We start from the raw sequence: 18,595 nt of genomic DNA on the forward strand, positions 1-18,595 counted from the left end.
GTCTATAACAGAGTACCACGTTCAGGGTGTGATCAAGAGATTAAGTGATTTACTTGGACTGAACATATTAGGGTGTCAAAAAAATGTAGGGCTTCCCCAAACGTACTCAGGGAAAAGAGACATTGATGACTTATAGAGAGAAACATGTTAAAGCTTGCGTGGGTAGAGGAGATGAAAGCAATGACTGAACATAATGAAATGAATGAACTGATACCAATGGAACCTTCTGAATCCAAGAAGAAAAAAGCAGAGATTGAACCTCGTGATCTGCTGATTCATGAGAGGGAGTATTGGGAGAGTGGTTTTGAGCGAATTGCAGGAATTGATGAGGTGGGCAGGGGATGTCTATTCGGAGATGTAGTGGCAGCTGCTGTCATATTGCCTCGTGATCTGATACTGGAAGGTGTTAATGATTCCAAAAAACTAACAGAGAAGAAGCGTGAAGCGCTGTATGACGTTATTATGGAAAAGGCTTTGTCCGTAGGTGTTGGTTTTGCGGATGCAGAAACGATTGATCGTCTCAATATTAAACAGGCAACCAGACTTGCAATGAAGCGTGCCGTGGAGGCCTTGGGCGGTCTACCTGACTATCTATTGGTTGATGCCGAAAAAGTGGACGTAAATGTACCTCAGATCTCCATTATCAAAGGCGATGCCAACAGCCAGTCCATCGCAGCAGCATCCATCATTGCGAAGGTAACCCGCGATCGGCTCTGCAAGGAGGAATGGGAGACGTTATATCCAGAGTATGGTCTGTCGATACATAAGGGATATGCAACAAAGTTTCATCGCGAACAGATCATGGCTCTTGGAGCCACGCCGATGCACAGGCGGAGCTTTCTCGGCAATCTGCTCGGCGAGCAGCATACTTTATTTTAACCAAGACGTAAAGGAAGGAGGGAGAGAACTGTGAATATTAGCTCCATGATTCGTGGTCTCCTGGGAGACAGCAAGCCGGGGAATGCCAAGCCGCTTGAGCTTAAGGAGGGTCAGGTTGTACGTGGATCTGTCGTAAGTGTCTCAGAGGATGGTGGAGAGGCTGTTCTGCAAATTCAGGGCGTACAGGTACGTGCCAAGCTCGAGACACCGCTTCGCCCAGGGGAAACCACACTACTTCAAGTGCAGCCGCCTGGAGAGAATGGCGTGACCGTCATGAAGCCGCTGGCTGGCACGTTGTCTGAATTGCCGCAAGCATCCTTAAACAATCTGCTTCAAGAGGTAGGTTTGCCGGATACCAAGGGAAATCGGGAACTGTTGCTCGCTATGCAGCGCAGCGGGTTACCGCTTACCAAGGATAATGTGGCCATGGTTCAAAGTATGATGACTGTTAAACCAGCTAAGGTACCTGTGGAAGAGTGGGTGCAGGCAACGGGTATTGCATTTCAGCGTGGTCTGCCGATTACGGCGGAAACGGTAAAAGGATTACATCAGACGGTATTTGGTCCACCCCTTCATCAGCTGCTAAATGGGTTAACGGAGCAGCTGGAAACGTTTCTTACTCAGAATGCGGGCAAAACCCCGGTGACGGGTGAACAGGCAGGTACATCCAAGCTACCAGCGACGGGTGGTTTGCCTATAACAGCAGCCGGAGGGCAGCAAACGGATGATTCGGGAATGTCTCCGGCTGGAGGACGTCAGGCGGGAACCTCGGGCCAAACGGCACCATTGCCACAGGGTTCTACAACAACGCCGGCAGGAGTCGGAACAGGACCAGTTCCAATGTCAAACAGCGGCGCAGCGGCAGATGTGCGCGGTGGTGTGCAAACCAGCTCAGGCCCAGGGCTGCCTGAGGCTGGGACAAAATCTGGAAACGGACAAGCGGAAACGGCCGGAAAAGCTGGGCAAGGCATTCAGGCAGGGACGGGAATCCCTGGAGAGAGCCAGCGTGCCACGGAATTGGGCCGCCCGGGTATACCTGGGGCGGCAGCGGATATGGCAGCTGGACGAGGGATTGCCGGCCAGCAGGAAGGAAGCGCGGCTGGGCGACCAGATGGCCGCACAGAGACGCCTGCAGCTGCGAGTGCTTCGCCCGCTGCAGCGCAGACCGGGGCAGCAGCACCAACGGCGGCGCAACTGGCGCCGAAGCTGCTGGCCCTGCTGGACGCGCTGCGCAGCGCGTCCACTGCCGCACCGGCACAGCCTGGTGCGGCAGCACAGGCCGCCCCTGCACCTGCGGGCGGCCAGGCGGCTGCGGCTGCCGGAGGCGTGACGCAGCCTGTACCAGCCGGCGCTGATGCGCAGCCGGCTGGGGGGAATGCGGCAGCACCTGCGGGCGCTGCCGCACAGCACGCGCCTGTCACCCACGAGGGGGACCCGTGGGTGGGGCGCGTGCTGAAGCTGCTCGGTGCAGAGCACGAGCAGCAGGCAGTGCACGGCGCGGCTGCGCAGGCGCGCGTGGGTGAAGCGGCGAGTCCGGGCACCGCGGACTCGCTGAAGGGCCTGCTGCTGCAGCTTGCCAGCAGCGATAGTGCCCCGGCGGCCCTAAAGGAAGCCGCCGGGCAGGCTGTGCAATATCTGACGGGTCAGCAGTTGCTGCTGACAACGGACCGGGGCTCTACCTTTGCCCAGATGCACTGGTTCATCCCGATTACCGGACCCAATGGAGAAGAAACGGCTTCTGTACAGATCCAATCCCGGCGGGGCCCGCGCGGAGAATTGGATGCATCCAATTGCCGATTATGGTTCGATCTGGACATGAGAAGTCTGGGGCCAACACTGGTAGATGTGCATGTCGTCAACAATATTGTCAGCCTGCGGGTGCTTAACGATCGGGAAGGAATGGGTCCGCTTTTGGATAGTGGACGGGAAGTTATCCAAGAGGCACTGGATAAGCTGGGATACCAATTATTGACCTTCAAGACTGAGCCTTGGCCAGTCGGCCAGGAGCCGGGTGCCGAGCGGAAAATCAGTGCATCCGATTATAGCCCTGATCGCTACAAAGGGGTGGATATGCGAGTATGAAAGATGAGCCGCAGCCAGATCTTCTTTCCAAAAAGGCTGTTGCCTTAAAATATGTACCCGGCGAAAGTGAAGCACCGGTCGTCGTGGCCAAAGGCCGCGGTAAAGTGGCAGAGGCAATTCTGGATAAAGCAAAGGAAAACGGGGTTCCTGTTCAGGAGGATGCTGCACTGGTGGAAGTTTTGTCCAAGCTTGACTTGGATGAGCAAATTCCGGCAGAGCTCTATCAACTGGTCGCTGAGGTGTTAACCTATATTTACCGAGCAGACCAGCTGGCTTCCGGACGTGAGGGAGAGGATACATGGTGAGCCATCTACCTGGACCTCCTGGACATAACTCTACTCCCAAACTTACGCGTCAGCAAAAAGGCAAGTTGGGTGAAGAGGCGGCTTGCAGGTGGCTGCGTGAGCAAGATTATCATATTATTGAGCAAAACTGGCGTTGCCGCCGTGGTGAGATTGATATTATCGCTTCACATGGTGATTTGCTTGTCTTTGTTGAGGTACGAAGCCGTAGTGGAGCCGGAAAGTATGGTACACCGCAGGAATCGGTAGATCTCCGTAAGATGCAGCAGGTTCGTTCCACGGCAGCCGTATACCTTCAACAATCAAGAGGGAAAGAATTACAAATTCGTTTTGATGTGGTTGCTGTGATGCTTGATCCGGCAGGTCAGATTGTAACTGTTGAGCACATTGAAAATGCGTTCTGAATTAATAAACTGAATCAGTTAAACATGGTGTTTTCTAAAATGAATGGATTCTCTCGTGAATTCAAATTTTAGAAACACCTTTTTTTGTGTGAAACATAGCCAATACTTATTCCATGGGCGTTCTTTGAATCTGAAGAATGGTTCGTTGTATAATCAAGAATGCAACCAAGCGTATTGCATTTTATTTATTATAAAAGTCCGTTAGCAGCGCAATTGGAAATTGCTGTGATGGAGAATTTTCAATAGGGAGGTAAGTTCAGTGACCAAATCTACAAATATTGATACAGTCAATGATGTAAGAAGTGCCATTCAAAACCGGCGCACCGTCAAAAAGTTTAAGAAAGATGCTGTGCCTACAGAACAGATTATCGAGTTGTTGGATACCGCTGTCTGGGCACCAAACCATAAATTGCGTGAGCCGTGGAGATTTTTGTTATTTACCGGAGACGGGCGGAAAAAGCTTGCAGATGCGATTGAGGCAGAGATGGGCGAAGATAACAAATTTTCAGCCAATGTTTTGCAGGTACCGTCGATCATGCTTGTGGTTCTGGAAGAGGATCCAAGACAAAATATATGGGATGAGGACTTTGCTGCAGTAAGTGCACTGGTACAGAACTTTATGCTGGCCGCATGGAGTGAAGATATTGGAACCTTTTGGGTAACAAAGCCTTTCCTGTATGCACCGAAATTCCGCAAACCACTGGGGATTCAGGCTGGTGAGAAAATTGTCGGTATGGTCTACATGGGTTATCCGGAGGTCATCCCTTCTGCGAAAGAACGCACACCGGCCAAAGACAAACTTACCCTTTTTGATTAAATAAAATAGAATGCCCTGTCCGTGTCTTAACCAATAAACCGTTCAAGGTCTCCTTTTCAATGAAACGAAGGAGATAACCTGAACGGTTTTTTTTAGTGTCGTCATTAAAGTGAATTTATATATTATGAGCTGGGGCTGTTGAGGGTCTAAAACAAATTCAAATCCAACTGCCGATACTGAATCGCCTCAGCCACATGAGCAGTTAAAATTTCGCCGTCATGATCCAGATCGGCAATCGTCTGTGCCATCTTGATAATGCGATCGTGAGCACGCATGCTTAAGTTAAGGGCCTGCAGTGTGTGCTGGAGCAGATGGTCTGCTTCCGAGGGAAGACGTGCAGTTCGGCGGAGCAGTCTTCCGGATAACTGACTATTCCAACGCACAGAGCTGTTGGCATAGCGCTTAGCCTGAATATGATGAGCATGGACAACTTTGGCTTGCATCTCGGCAGATGTAGGGGAAGGTGCTGCCTTCCGCCATTCGCCAGGTGGGGGAACCTCGACTTGCAGATCTATCCGATCCAGCAAAGGGCCCGAGATTTTGGCCCGATAAGCTGCAACGCGGGAAGGGCTGCATATACAGCGCTGATCCTCGGATTGAGCGGACAAATACCCGCACGGGCAGGGATTCATGGAGCATGCAAGCATAAACTGTGCAGGAAACGTAAAAGCAGCTCTTGCCCGGCTTATGGTGACTGTATGATCCTCCAGCGGCTGACGTAAAACTTCGAGCACTTGACGATGAAACTCAGGAAGCTCATCAAGGAACAGAATACCGCGGTGTGCAAGGCTGACTTCACCCGGCTTCGGAATACCGCTCCCACCGATGAGGCCGGAGGTGGATATCGTATGATGTGGTGACCGGAAAGGGCGATCCGTAACCAAACCGTTTGACGTTTCTTTCAGTTTCCCTGCAGCACTTAGCACTTTGGTAACTTCCAGTGATTCTTCCTCTGATAACGGAGGGAGAATCGTGGGCAGACGTTTGATCAGCATCGTTTTGCCAGTCCCTGGTGGTCCCACGAGCAGTATATTATGCATCCCGGCTGCGGCAATCATCAGCGCACGCTTCACATGATGCTGGCCGAGAACGTCACTGTAGTCATCGCTTAACGAAGCCGGAATCTGTGTCTTGGCGTTGGTGTTGGAGAGACCCTGTTCATATACAGCAGGATGAATAAGGTGAGCAAAGTTATTCAAAACGACCGTTCCCGCTTTGGACAAGACCCCATCTTTCGTCTGGGAATCAGGCTTATCTGGCGCGATATCTCTTAAATGGCCGATTCCATATACGTTAATACCGCTAATTAACGAAGCTTCTGCCAGATTATCAACGGGGAGGAGAACGGAAGTGAAGCCTTGACGCTTGGCCAGATCCACCATGGCTAGTACACCTGGTACGGATCGAACCGAGCCATCCAATGCGAGTTCGCCGAGTAAAAGTGTTCTTTCCTGGGACGGCAGCACGAGCTGCCCACTTGTCATTAGCAAAGCTACGGCAATGGCAAGATCAAATGAAGAGCCTTCTTTACGCAGATCAGCAGGGGCAAGATTAATCGTAATCCGTTGTAATGGATATTGATAACCGCAATTTTTGACAGCAGCACGAACACGCTCTACCGCTTCACGAATTGCCGAGTCCGGCAAGCCGATAATGGAAGTCTGGGGCAATCCATTGGACAAATCCGTTTCCACTTCGATTAATACCCCGTCAATTCCATATAAACATGCACTATATAATTTTCCATACATAATAAAAAGAAACACCTCACTTCGTACTTGGCTGCGCATAATGCGGGCCAGTGTGCGAATTAAGGTGCTTCCTCAGCTTCTAATAAGCATTGTATATAAAAGAAATCAGGGCGTCAACCTGTCTTCATCATCGCTGTAATTCTAACCCTGAATTCTGAATTTTAATCAATCCGCTCTCGTGGAAATCATCAGAAAATCATTGTTTGAATAGGGTATATCGTTAATCATACAAACCATCTCAAAGTAGAGGAAATGAAACTGTTTTACGAATTTAATTAAAGTACGTTTAGTTCAACATCAATATTGTCGCGTGTTGCACGGGAGTATGGGCAGGCTTGATGAGCTGCTTCTACCAGCTTCTCAGCTGTAGCCTTGTCTACGCCTTTTGCAAGAACGTCAAGTGTTGCCGCAATGCCGAAGCCACCGTCTTCCACTTTTCCGAAATGAACTGTAGCTGTGACTTCAGTACCTTCTAGCTTGATTTTTTGCATGCGAGCAACCATATTTAGTGCACTATCAAAACAAGCCGCATAACCTGCTGCAAACAATTGCTCTGGGTTGGTACCTTCTCCACCTGCACCCCCCATTTCTTTCGGTGTGCGTACATCTAAACGAAGTTCGGGACTGGAGGATTCTACATAACCGTTACGTCCGCCAACTGCTTTTACCGTAGTTTCATACATTTTTTGTTGAATAGTCATCATGTAAATTCGCTCCTTTGTGTTTACAATTATATTTTATACAATTTAATTTAACACAATAAAATAGAAAAGTAAAATCCCTTGTGCTCAATTATTCTGTTTTTTTTCTAATTTGTGATAATATATATAGAGAGAGTTTTTAGTATGTGCAGATAAGCATGCAAAAGGCAGGCTTAACACAGCGCTTTCTATAAGCAATTAAATGTAAAATAGGCAGGTGGGATTAATATTATGCAAACGGATGCTTTGAAGTTGGATAACCAATTATGCTTTGCCATATATGCTTGTTCACGTGAAATCACGAAGATGTACCAGCCATATCTCGAGGTACTGGGTGTCACCTACTCGCAGTATTTGGTCATGATGGTATTGTGGGAGCGAGAGGAATGCACGGTTAAAGAAATCGGAGAGGCACTCTACTTGGATTCGGGTACGTTGACACCGCTATTAAAACGCCTGCAGTCTGCCGGACTCATTCATCGTGAACGTTCAGCACAGGATGAGCGCAAAGTGCTTATTACGTTAACTGATTCAGGTAAAGAGCTTCGCAATAAGGCTCTGTCCATTCCGGATTCTATTCAGGGGGATGCTTGCCTAAGTAGTACGGAATTTGAATCGTTGCTTGGTCAGTTTAAAGGGCTTCTTCAGAAGGTACATGAGACGAATATGAAAGAAGCTAGAAAATAACCTGGAAATAATCTTGATATAACGAAAAGGAGAAACCTTAGACATATTAGTCTGAGGTTTTTTCCATTAATATCCAAGCATTCACAATATGGGATGATATCCATATCAAAAAGCTGTCTATTAACCATTACTTTTTTAAGGAAAGCGTTTTAAAAACGTGTTACAATGAATTGGGTTTAAGTGAAAATAGTCAACAATTGTCTTTTGGTAGTCAACCAACCCGCCTTGTTGCAGTCATGTTGATAGGAGGATTCGAGAATGAATATCCATGAATATCAAGGAAAAGAAGTACTGAAACAGTATGGAGTTGCCGTTCCTAATGGGAAGGTTGCTTATACAGTCGATGAAGCGGTTGCGGCCGCAGAGGCACTGGGCAGTCCGGTGACTGTAGTCAAAGCGCAAATTCACGCAGGTGGCCGGGGAAAAGCCGGCGGCGTAAAGGTAGCGAAGAGCGCAGACGAAGTTAGAGCGTATGCTTCCGAAATTTTGGGAAAAGTACTGGTGACACACCAGACCGGACCGGAAGGCAAGGAAGTAAAACGTCTTTTGATCGAAGAGGGCTGCGATATCCGCAAAGAGTACTACGTGGGTGTTGTTGTTGACCGTGCAACGGGCCGAGTCGTGATGATGGCATCCGAAGAAGGCGGTACGGAGATCGAAGAAGTGGCTGAAAGTACTCCTGAGAAAATCTTCAAAGAAGTTATTGACCCTGCTATTGGATTACAAGTGTTCCAGGCACGTAAATTGGCCTACAGCATTAATATTCCGAATGAATTGGTGAACAAAGCAGTCAAATTCATGCTTGCATTGTACACTGCATTTGTGGAAAAAGATTGCTCCATTGCTGAGATCAACCCTCTTGTTGTTACTGGAGATGGAAACGTTATCGCGCTGGATGCGAAATTGAATTTTGATTCCAACGCATTGTTCCGTCATAAGGATATTTTGGAACTGCGCGACTTGGATGAAGAAGACGAAAAAGAAATCGAGGCTTCCAAATACGACCTCAGCTACATAGCACTTGATGGCAACATCGGCTGTATGGTTAACGGTGCGGGACTTGCGATGGCTACGATGGATATCATCAAATACTACGGCGGAGACCCGGCCAACTTCCTTGATGTTGGGGGCGGTGCAACAACGGAGAAAGTAACAGAAGCTTTTAAAATCATTCTGTCTGACGCCAAAGTGGCGGGCATCTTCGTTAACATTTTCGGCGGGATCATGCGCTGTGATGTCATTGCAAACGGTGTCGTTGAAGCAGCGAAGCAGCTTGGCCTCACGAAACCGCTGGTTGTTCGTCTTGAAGGAACGAATGTGGAGCTTGGCAAACAGATTTTGGGTGAATCCGGCCTGAATATCGTACCTGCTGATTCCATGGCCGACGGTGCACAAAAAATCGTTGCCCTCGTAAAATAAGTTCATTCCTGGGCCATTTATATCAATCCAAAGAGCGGTTCGCAATCTTTATGAATTGGATCGGAATGCTTCAATTCGTCTAATTCATGTTCCCGCTAGCGATGGAATCGAATGATATAAATTGCTTTCTTAGTGCCGGAGCTGTCCGGAACTTGAAAAATAACCGTAAGGATGTGAAGCAACGTGAGTATTTTGATCGATAAAAATACAAAAGTCATTACGCAAGGCATTACGGGTTCAACGGGAATGTTCCACACGAAGGGCGCATTGGATTACGGAACCCAGATGGTAGGCGGTGTTACACCAGGCAAAGGCGGGACCAATGTTGATATCACGCTGGAAGATGGCAAAGTCGTTAGTCTTCCGGTATTCAATACGGTACAAGAAGCGAAGGAAGCTACAGGTGCAACAGCGAGCGTTATCTATGTGCCACCAGCATTCGCAGCGGATTCCATCATGGAAGCTGTTGACGCAGAGCTTGATCTTGTAATCTGTATTACAGAAGGTATCCCTGTCCTTGATATGGTGAAGGTAGACCGTTTCATGGAAGGCAAAAAGACTGTATTGATCGGACCGAACTGTCCTGGTGTTATTACACCGGGTGAATGTAAAATCGGGATCATGCCTGGCTATATCCATATGGCTGGACATGTTGGCGTCGTTTCCCGTAGTGGAACGCTCACCTATGAAGCTGTTCATCAATTGACTACACGTGGAATTGGACAGTCTTCAGCGGTAGGAATCGGGGGAGACCCGGTTAAAGGTTCCGAATTCATTGATATCCTCAAACGTTTCAATGAAGATCCTCAGACTCATGCTGTCATCATGATCGGGGAGATCGGTGGTACAGCAGAGGAAGACGCTGCAGAGTGGGTACGCGACAATATGACCAAACCGGTTGTTGGATTTATCGGTGGCGTTACTGCGCCTCCAGGCAAGCGGATGGGTCATGCTGGTGCCATTATCTCAGGAGGTAAAGGTACAGCCAAAGAAAAAATCGCGAAGCTTGAATCCTGCGGTATCAAAGTTGCGCCTACGCCTGCCGAGATGGGCTCCACTCTGGTAAGCGTACTGGAAGAGCGTGGTATTTTAAATTTGTGCACGACACATTAATTCTTTTCCATTATAATAGTAGAAACGGTGCGGAGATGTTATTACTCTCGTAACCGACTATTGTGATACGGAAAAGGTAAGCAACCTTTTGCCCATAAACTGGGTGAAGGGTTGCTTTTTTGCGTTGAATTACTTACCAAATGAGAGAGCTGAATTGCTCTCTGTAAAGTAAACGCTTGCATTCTGTCGTCACAACCTACACAATATGAGGGAAGTGTTCTTCCCGCTCGGGAGGCTTATAGAATGGAGAAAAGCTTGATTCTGTTTGGTTTGCATGAAATGGATGGTGTTGGGAAGAAAACGATCTCGAAAATAATGACAGGGGGGCATAACCTTCCGGATTTGCTTCATTATGACGAAGGAGATTGGATTCAAGCCGGGTTGCGTAAAGATCAGGCCGCCAGGCTTGTAAATACTTTCGATGCAGACTGGATTGAGCATAGGCGTGAAGCGGTTTATAAACAAGGAATTCAGGTTATTACCTATCTGGATGAACAATACCCCATATTAATGAAGGAAACCGTTCAGGCACCTTGGGTTATGTACGGCCGTGGGGACATGAATTTGTTACATACAAAGGCAATTGCCATGGTAGGAACTCGAATGCCAACAGTATATGGTCGCAAAGTAGGCGAGAAACTGACGACAGAATTTTGTCATGCAGGGTTGACCATAGTAAGCGGTCTTGCCCGTGGTATTGATAGCACTTGTCATGAGGCCGCTCTTCGCGCAAAAGGTAAAACCATTGCCGTTTTTGGCACAGGAATTGATAAGATCTACCCGCCTGAGAACAAAAAACTAGCTGAGCAAATTGCTGAAACAGGTCTGTTGCTGTCGGAATATCCACCAGGCACACGTGCTCATCAAGGACTATTTCCGGAGCGTAATCGAATTATTGCCGGTTTGACACTTGGAACGCTGGTTGTAGAAGCGGATATTCGAAGCGGCTCTCTTATTACTGCAGATGCTGCGCTGGAGGCAGGGAGAGATGTGTTTGCTGTTCCGGGCCCCATTACATCACCCAAGAGTCGGGGGTCACATAATCTGATTCGTCAGGGGGCAAAATTGGTCACTTGCGCGGATGATCTGCTTGAAGAGTACCGAATGGACTTGCCAAATCCCGAACAACTTCCTTACAATAGAGGACGTTCCCCAGAAAAGGGAGAAGGTAATCATCCGGATATGTTTCCTGAGGTGAGTCTCTCATCTGATGAGAGAAGGATCATCTCCCTGCTGGAGCAGGACGAAAGATCTTTGGATCAACTTGTAGAGCAGCTCGGTTGGGATTTTGGACATTTGCATTCAGTTCTGTTATCTTTAATCATAAAAAAACAGATTAGCCAATTACCTGGAACCAAATATGCAAGGGTATGACAATGCTGTGACCACGCGGCATGTGAAAATAGATTATTAACGGAAGTTATTTAATTGCTGACAAGGATGAAAAGGAACAAGCAGTTTCATGACTGAGAGGAGGATGAACCTATGGCGGATTCACTCGTAATCGTGGAGTCGCCCTCAAAGGCGAAGACAATCGGCAAATATTTAGGCAGCAAGTTCATCGTGAAGGCTTCGATGGGACATGTGCGCGATTTGCCGAAAAGTCAGATCGGCGTTGAGGTGGAGAATGATTTTAATCCGAAATATATTACGATCCGCGGCAAAGGTTCGATTTTGAAAGAACTGAAGGATGCACGAAAGAAAGTGAAAAAAGTGTACCTCGCAGCTGACCCGGATCGCGAAGGCGAGGCTATTGCATGGCACCTGGCTCATGCACTTGAACTGGATGACACGGAGGATTGCCGTGTTGTCTTCAACGAAATTACGAAGCAGGCAGTCAAGGATGCGTTCAAAACACCACGCAAGATTAACATGGACTTGGTTAATGCACAGCAGGCCAGACGAATTCTGGATCGGCTTGTCGGATATAAAATCAGTCCTTTATTATGGAAGAAAGTCAAAAAAGGATTGTCCGCTGGACGTGTACAGTCGGTGGCAGTCAAAATCATTTTGGATCGCGAAAATGAAATCAATGACTTTATTCCAGAAGAATACTGGAGCATTACGGCGAAGCTGACTGCAGACGGTAATCCGTTTGAAGCGAAGTTCCATCAATTGAACGGTGCAAAAACCGAACTGGGAAGTGAAGCCGAAGTACAAGCTATTTTGAAACAAATTGAGAACGCGGATTTTACCGTCAAAGAAGTGAAAGAGAAAGAACGCAGCCGGAATCCATCCGCTCCGTTTACGACAAGTTCTTTGCAGCAGGAGGCTGCACGGAAATTGAATTTCAGGGCTTCCAAAACGATGTCGGTTGCTCAACAGCTCTATGAGGGCGTAGACCTCGGAAAAGAAGGCACAGTGGGTCTCATCACGTATATGCGTACAGACTCCACCCGGATTGCGGCATCAGCTCAGGAAGAAGCCAAAGAATATATTGTTGGCAAGTACGGTGAAGCTTTTGCACCTGAGACGCCAAGAAACTATTCCAAGAAGGCAGCCAATGCGCAGGATGCTCACGAAGCTATTCGTCCTACATCCATTTTGCGTGATCCGGATTCCATCAAATCATTTATGAGCCGTGATCAGTTCAGACTGTATAAACTGGTATGGGAGCGCTTCGTGGCTAGCCAGATGTCTTCTGCTGTCCTCGATACACTCTCTGTGGATATCGCAGCTGGAGATACCATTTTCCGTGCAGCAGGCTCCAAGGTTCGCTTTCAAGGCTTCATGAAGGTCTATGTGGAAGGAAACGATGATGGTACTACGGAAGAAGATCGTTTGCTGCCTCCACTAAAAAATGGTGATCGGTTAGAGAAGCAGGAGATTGAACCGAAACAGCACTTCACTCAACCGCCGCCCCGATATACGGAAGCAAGACTTGTACGTACGCTGGAAGAGCTGGGCATAGGGCGTCCAAGTACATATGCACCAACCCTGGAAACCATTCAGAAGCGTGGATATGTGGCAATCGAAGAGAAAAAATTCATGCCGACCGAGCTTGGAGAACTGGTCATCGAACAGATGGAGGAGTTTTTCCCTGAAATTCTGAATGTAGAGTTCACTGCCAATATGGAAGGTGATCTTGACCATGTGGAGGAAGGCTCGGAAGACTGGGTCAAGGTACTTGCTGAATTTTATGAATCATTTGAGAAAAGACTCGAATTCGCAGAAGAAGAAATGAAAGAGATTGAGATTGAAGATGAGGTCTCGGACGAAATCTGCGAAAAATGCGGCAAGCCGCTTGTGTATAAACTGGGTCGGTTCGGCAAGTTTCTTGCGTGCTCCGGATTTCCGGACTGCCGGAACACCAAACCGATTATTAAGGATATTGGCGTAACTTGTCCGAAATGTAAGGAAGGACATGTGGTTGAACGTCGTAGTAAAAAAGGACGTATCTTCTATGGCTGCGACAAGTATCCAGAGTGTGATTTCGTATCGTGGGATAAACCGTCGGCCAAACCTTGTCCAAGTTGTGGTTCTCTCATGGTTGAGAAACGAAACAAGCAGGGGACGCGTTTGCAATGTACATCCTGTGATCATCAGGAACCGGTAGAGGAACCGGAAGAAGAAACAGCGGATTAGCATATATGGGGGTAAATGATTTTGACGAATGAACAAGTAGTAACAGTAATAGGTGCCGGGCTGGCAGGAACTGAAGCAGCTTGGCAAATTGCAAGTCGCGGTGTACGTGTGAAGCTATATGAGATGAGACCGGTTGTAAAAACACCGGCTCATCATACTGATAAATTTGCAGAACTGGTGTGCAGCAATTCGCTGCGTGCCAACGGTTTGACTAATGCAGTTGGTGTGCTGAAAGAAGAAATGAGAATGCTGAACTCCCTGGTACTGGGTGCAGCCGATCGAAATGCAGTTCCAGCGGGAGGAGCACTGGCTGTTGACCGCGATGGATTCTCGGGAGAGATTACTTCCACGCTTCATCAGCATCCACTCATCGAGGTGGTCAACGAAGAACTGACCTCCTTACCAGAGGATGGTATCGTTGTTGTTGCTACCGGTCCACTGACTTCGCCAGCATTATCCGAACAAATCAAGGCACTGATGGGCGAGGAATACTTCTATTTCTACGACGCGGCTGCTCCGATTATTGAAAAAGACTCCATTGACATGAACAAGGTGTACCTTGCTTCCCGTTATGATAAAGGGGAGGCAGCCTACCTAAACTGTCCGATGACAGAAGAAGAGTTTGATATCTTCTATGATGCTCTGATTACGGCAGAGGTTGCCCAATTAAAAGAGTTTGAAAAGGAAATTTACTTCGAAGGCTGCATGCCGATTGAAGTCATGATGAAGCGAGGAAAACAAACGGCTCTGTTTGGTCCGATGAAGCCTGTTGGTCTCATTAACCCGCATACAGGGGAGCTGCCACACGCAGTAGTACAGCTCAGACAGGATAACGCAGCAGGAACGCTGTATAACCTGGTTGGATTCCAGACACATCTGAAATGGGGAGAGCAGAAACGTGTATTCTCGCTAATCCCTGGCCTGGAAAATGCGGAGTTTGTACGTTATGGTGTTATGCACCGCAATACGTTCATTAATTCTCCCAAATTGCTGCGTCCGACGTATCAATTCAAGGAACGTCCAAATCTGTTCTTTGCAGGACAAATGACAGGTGTTGAAGGGTATGTTGAATCAGCCGCTTCAGGTCTGATTGCGGGTATGAATGCAGCCAAAGCGGCACTTGGACAGGAACTTGTAGTGTTGCCTGTAGAGACAACGCTGGGCAGTATGGCACAGTACATTACTACGGCTGACTTCAAACACTTCCAACCGATGAATGCAAACTTTGGCTTGCTGCCGAAACTGGAAACGAAGATCCGTAACAAAAAAGAAAAAAATGAAGCTCTTGCACAGCGCGCATTGGATGGTATTGCCCGTTTTGCAGCTGCAGAAGGTCTAACCGTTCCGGGACGCGTATAAATTAGTTTCGTGGGAGGAGGCTGAATCATGGATATGTCATTTCATGCTACAACGATCTGTGCAGTTCGTCATAATGGCAAGGCAGCGATTGCCGGAGATGGTCAGGTGACTATGGGGCAAAGCGTTGTGATGAAAAATACGGCCAAAAAAGTAAGACGTCTATACCGCGGACAGGTTGTAGCTGGTTTTGCCGGTTCAGTAGCGGATGCCATTACACTATTCGAAAAGTTTGAGGGTAAGCTGGAAGAGCATCATGGCAATCTGCAGCGTGCCGCGGTGGAGCTTGCCAAGGACTGGCGGCAGGATCGCATTTTGCGCAAGCTTGAAGCACTTCTTATCGTTATGGATAAGACGGGGATGCTGCTCATCTCTGGTGGAGGCGAAATCATTGAGCCGGATGACGATGTCATTGCGATCGGTTCTGGTGGGAACTTTGCGCTGTCTGCTGCACGTGCATTGAAACGTCATGCAACAAACCTGGAAGCCAAGGACATTGCCCGTGAGTCATTGCAGGTGGCAGCAGAGTTATGTGTGTATACCAACAATAATATCATTGTAGAAGAACTGTAAGATAACCCCGCAAACTGAAACATAGAGCATGGCCGTTAGGGCTATTCCTATCAATTTGCGGGGTTATCCCTAATTTTGATAACATATTTCTATGCAGGATTTTAAGTAGACTGGTAGGAGGGAAGCGAAATGCAAACACAAGCGTTAACACCAAGACAAATCGTTGCAGAGCTTGATAAGTATATTGTGGGTCAGAAACAGGCCAAAAAATCGGTGGCTGTTGCCTTGCGCAATCGATATCGCCGCAGCCTTTTGCCAGAGCATACGCAGGATGATATTGTACCTAAAAACATATTAATGATTGGACCGACAGGTGTTGGTAAAACGGAAATTGCCCGCCGCCTGGCTAAACTGGTGGGAGCCCCTTTTGTAAAGGTGGAGGCAACGAAATTCACGGAAGTGGGTTATGTTGGTCGTGATGTTGAATCCATGATCCGTGACCTGATTGAAACGTCCATGCGGATGGTTAAGCTGGAACGGACCGAAAAGGTAAAAGACAAGGCTGAAGAAGCTGCCAATGAACGCATCGTACATATTCTGGCTCCTTCTCAATCCAAGTCCAAAAATCAACGTAACCCGTTTGAAATGATATTTGGCAATAACGGAAACAATACGCCCGAGCAGGAAGAACCAGAGCCGGACACCAATGTCGCAGAGCGGCGTCGCAAGATCAAATTCGACTTGTTATCCGGTAAGCTGGAAGAAGACATTATCGAGATTGATGTTGAGGATACAGCTCCGAATATGATGGATATGTTTGCAGGGCAGGGAAATGACCAGATGGGCATGAATATGCAGGAGATGTTTGGGAGCCTGCTGCCGCGACGCACCAAAAAACGCAAGCTGGCGATCAAAGAAGCTCGTAAAGTGCTGATCCAGGAAGAAGCAAGCAAGCTGATCGACATGGATGACGTTACACAAGAGTCCATTCGCAGAGCTGAACAGACGGGTATCATTTTTATTGACGAAATCGACAAGGTGGCCAGCCAGGGACGCGGCAGCGGCCCGGATGTATCTCGTGAAGGGGTACAGCGGGATATTTTGCCTATCGTGGAAGGTTCTACTGTGATGACCAAGTACGGACCTGTCAAAACCGATTATATTCTGTTTATGGCGGCTGGAGCATTCCATGTGGCCAAACCTTCGGATCTGATCCCAGAGCTTCAAGGTCGTTTCCCAATTCGGGTTGAGTTGAATAGCTTATCTCTGGAGGAGTTCGTATCTATCTTGACAGAACCTCAAAATGCGTTGACTAAACAATATGTCGACTTGCTGCGGACCGAAAATATTGAAATCGAATTCTCGGATGAGGCCATTCGTGAGATTGCCAAGCTTGCTGAATCCGTAAACCAAAATACGGAGAATATTGGCGCTAGGCGTCTGCATACTATTCTTGAGAAACTCCTTGAGGATTTGTCATATGAGGCACCTGAGCTCACGCTCGAGCGAATGGTCATTACTCCGGAGTATGTACGTGAGAAACTGAACGATATTGCACAGGATCGTGACCTGAGTCAATATATTCTGTAATAAGACTTTCTTAATAAACAGAAGCAATATATAATATTGAAGTTTAATGGTGGTATTCACTGTTTAATAGAAATAAGATGAACTACTGTTGAAGGAATAATCCTGATCGGTTGGTGATTGCTTATCTTTATGGCAGATGGATGCTGCCTTTTTTTGTTCCCGACTAATGGATTTCCAGAGAAAAGCCGATAAAAAGATTGAAGTTACATTTAGAGTAGTAAAAAATAGGACTTGTGCCGCAGTTGTCTGGATCCGGTGGCGTAAGAATCTGAAAAATATCATGTTTGTGGGTGGAATAGCTTCCAATATAAGGTTGTCTGTTTTATCCAAGTCTGTTTATCGGTTTAATTACATTGCCGACAAAACTTGCGCAAATGCGCAAAAAGTCGATCGGAGTAATACGCTGATGTAGTAAAATATTTTCGTTGACTACCTGGTGTAACCGGATTTTTAATTGTTAAGAAAGTGTTGTGTTATATCAGGGTAAACAAGTAAAGCAAGAAGGCTAGCTTGTCCATTATTTAATGTATTGAATGTTTCCTTCTAAAGTTATGATGAATAAAAACCTTGTTGCAACGGCAAATATTGCTAACACAATTAAGAGAAATTTTCCCAATTGTAGATGAAGTCGATGAAGTGACGGCAGGAATAAGATGGAAGAGCCTGTTATAAATTTTAAGAATGTTTAAGTGTGTGTTTTGTAGATGTGAACTCCAATTTGTTTTGGGCCTCAACATTTGCGAAAAAATTCATAATTTGCAGAAAATACACAAAAAGCCCTCTCTTTCAGAAAAGATAGGGCTTTTTTCTTATTGTAATAAATGCCAATCTCGAAGAAACTTATGTTATACGACAACATCAGAGTTAATTCTACTTAAGTCCTAGAAAAACGTGAAAAGGCGAATGTTTTTGTCGAAAAACATAAGCGAATTTAAGGGAAAAAGATTGAATCTTTTTCCATAATTTCTAAGGAGAGGAGGGAAATAGTGAATCTTTTGAATGATATTAGCTTTAAAAGATTACAAGGTGCACTCGATGCGTCCAACACTAGACAACAAACAATTGCAGACAACATTGCGAATGCGGACACCCCGTACTACAAGCGTTCTGACGTATCTTTTGAAGAGATTTTAAGGCAGCAAACGGATGGAGATATGCCAGTTCTTAAGGGGAAAGTAACGGACTCAAGGCATTTTGTCATAGGACCTTCCTCTTCCGTTCCTACACCTGTAGTAACAATGGATCATTCGACATCCATGAATAATAACCAGAATAATGTCGATATCGACAAAGAAATGAGTCTTCTGGCGGAGAACCAGTTGCGTTACAACGCTTATATTCAACAAGTGAATGAACAGATTAAAATGATGCGTGTTGGAGTGGAAGGGAGATAACT

The 18,595-nt window shown here is 47.0% G+C and carries 16 protein-coding genes; 14 read left to right on the forward strand and 2 right to left on the reverse strand.

The window, feature by feature from the left end:
• Nucleotides 1–180: 180 nt before the first annotated feature.
• The 5 genes from rnhB to AC3RCI_RS10990 all read left to right on the forward strand — a co-directional run bounded on the left by rnhB (nt 181) and on the right by AC3RCI_RS10990 (nt 4,484).
• Entirely contained in the window at nt 181–879 is a 699-nt protein-coding gene (rnhB, locus tag AC3RCI_RS10970) for a ribonuclease HII (RefSeq protein ID WP_154893600.1), read from the forward strand.
• A 30-nt stretch (nt 880–909) separates the two neighbouring features.
• Entirely contained in the window at nt 910–2,961 is a 2,052-nt protein-coding gene (locus AC3RCI_RS10975) for a TP0910 N-terminal domain-containing protein (RefSeq protein ID WP_492528959.1), read from the forward strand.
• Nucleotides 2,958–3,266: an EscU/YscU/HrcU family type III secretion system export apparatus switch protein gene (locus tag AC3RCI_RS10980; RefSeq protein WP_492528961.1), complete on the forward strand. Its 309-nt coding sequence runs from the start codon at nt 2,958–2,960 to the stop codon at nt 3,264–3,266. Before AC3RCI_RS10975 ends, AC3RCI_RS10980 begins: the two co-directional genes overlap by 4 nt.
• Entirely contained in the window at nt 3,260–3,667 is a 408-nt protein-coding gene (locus tag AC3RCI_RS10985) for a YraN family protein (RefSeq protein ID WP_127536273.1), read from the forward strand. Before AC3RCI_RS10980 ends, AC3RCI_RS10985 begins: the two co-directional genes overlap by 7 nt.
• A gap of 259 nt (nt 3,668–3,926) precedes the next feature.
• Nucleotides 3,927–4,484, forward strand: coding sequence for a nitroreductase family protein (locus AC3RCI_RS10990; protein WP_127536272.1), 558 nt, complete (start codon nt 3,927–3,929; stop codon nt 4,482–4,484).
• A 146-nt stretch (nt 4,485–4,630) separates the two neighbouring features.
• Here the strand turns inward: AC3RCI_RS10990 and AC3RCI_RS10995 are convergent, their stop codons facing one another.
• The gene (locus AC3RCI_RS10995) at nt 4,631–6,235 is read right to left on the reverse strand and encodes a YifB family Mg chelatase-like AAA ATPase (RefSeq protein ID WP_492528963.1); all 1,605 of its coding nucleotides are present in this window, start codon (nt 6,233–6,235) and stop codon (nt 4,631–4,633) included.
• A 275-nt stretch (nt 6,236–6,510) separates the two neighbouring features.
• Entirely contained in the window at nt 6,511–6,939 is a 429-nt protein-coding gene (locus tag AC3RCI_RS11000; RefSeq protein WP_492528965.1) for an organic hydroperoxide resistance protein, read from the reverse strand.
• A gap of 228 nt (nt 6,940–7,167) precedes the next feature.
• On the opposite strand from AC3RCI_RS11000, the gene AC3RCI_RS11005 reads away from it, so the two are divergent.
• The 9 genes from AC3RCI_RS11005 (at nt 7,168) to flgB (ending at nt 18,593) form a co-directional block, all read left to right on the forward strand.
• On the forward strand, nt 7,168–7,623 hold the full coding sequence (locus AC3RCI_RS11005; protein ID WP_095287844.1) for a MarR family winged helix-turn-helix transcriptional regulator: 456 nt from the start codon (nt 7,168–7,170) through the stop codon (nt 7,621–7,623).
• 258 nt (nt 7,624–7,881) lie between these two features.
• Nucleotides 7,882–9,042: an ADP-forming succinate--CoA ligase subunit beta gene (sucC, locus tag AC3RCI_RS11010; protein WP_336779622.1), complete on the forward strand. Its 1,161-nt coding sequence runs from the start codon at nt 7,882–7,884 to the stop codon at nt 9,040–9,042.
• Between the two features lie 183 nt (nt 9,043–9,225).
• Complete coding sequence (sucD, locus tag AC3RCI_RS11015; protein ID WP_095287842.1) at nt 9,226–10,155, forward strand: succinate--CoA ligase subunit alpha; 930 nt, start codon at nt 9,226–9,228, stop codon at nt 10,153–10,155.
• A 243-nt stretch (nt 10,156–10,398) separates the two neighbouring features.
• The gene (gene dprA, locus AC3RCI_RS11020; RefSeq protein ID WP_492528967.1) at nt 10,399–11,529 is read left to right on the forward strand and encodes a DNA-processing protein DprA; all 1,131 of its coding nucleotides are present in this window, start codon (nt 10,399–10,401) and stop codon (nt 11,527–11,529) included.
• A gap of 111 nt (nt 11,530–11,640) precedes the next feature.
• Nucleotides 11,641–13,740 carry a type I DNA topoisomerase gene (topA, locus tag AC3RCI_RS11025; protein WP_492528969.1) on the forward strand — a complete coding sequence of 700 codons (2,100 nt, stop codon included), beginning with the start codon at nt 11,641–11,643 and terminating at the stop codon, nt 13,738–13,740.
• A gap of 15 nt (nt 13,741–13,755) precedes the next feature.
• Complete coding sequence (gene trmFO, locus AC3RCI_RS11030) at nt 13,756–15,099, forward strand: FADH(2)-oxidizing methylenetetrahydrofolate--tRNA-(uracil(54)-C(5))-methyltransferase TrmFO (protein ID WP_371859911.1); 1,344 nt, start codon at nt 13,756–13,758, stop codon at nt 15,097–15,099.
• Between the two features lie 27 nt (nt 15,100–15,126).
• Entirely contained in the window at nt 15,127–15,669 is a 543-nt protein-coding gene (hslV, locus tag AC3RCI_RS11035; RefSeq protein ID WP_095287838.1) for an ATP-dependent protease subunit HslV, read from the forward strand.
• Between the two features lie 129 nt (nt 15,670–15,798).
• Nucleotides 15,799–17,199 carry an ATP-dependent protease ATPase subunit HslU gene (gene hslU / locus AC3RCI_RS11040; RefSeq protein ID WP_095287837.1) on the forward strand — a complete coding sequence of 467 codons (1,401 nt, stop codon included), beginning with the start codon at nt 15,799–15,801 and terminating at the stop codon, nt 17,197–17,199.
• 986 nt (nt 17,200–18,185) lie between these two features.
• The gene (gene flgB / locus AC3RCI_RS11045) at nt 18,186–18,593 is read left to right on the forward strand and encodes a flagellar basal body rod protein FlgB (protein WP_127536268.1); all 408 of its coding nucleotides are present in this window, start codon (nt 18,186–18,188) and stop codon (nt 18,591–18,593) included.
• Nucleotides 18,594–18,595 lie beyond the last annotated feature (2 nt).

The sequence above is a fragment of the Paenibacillus sp. MT124 genome (assembly GCF_058792755.1).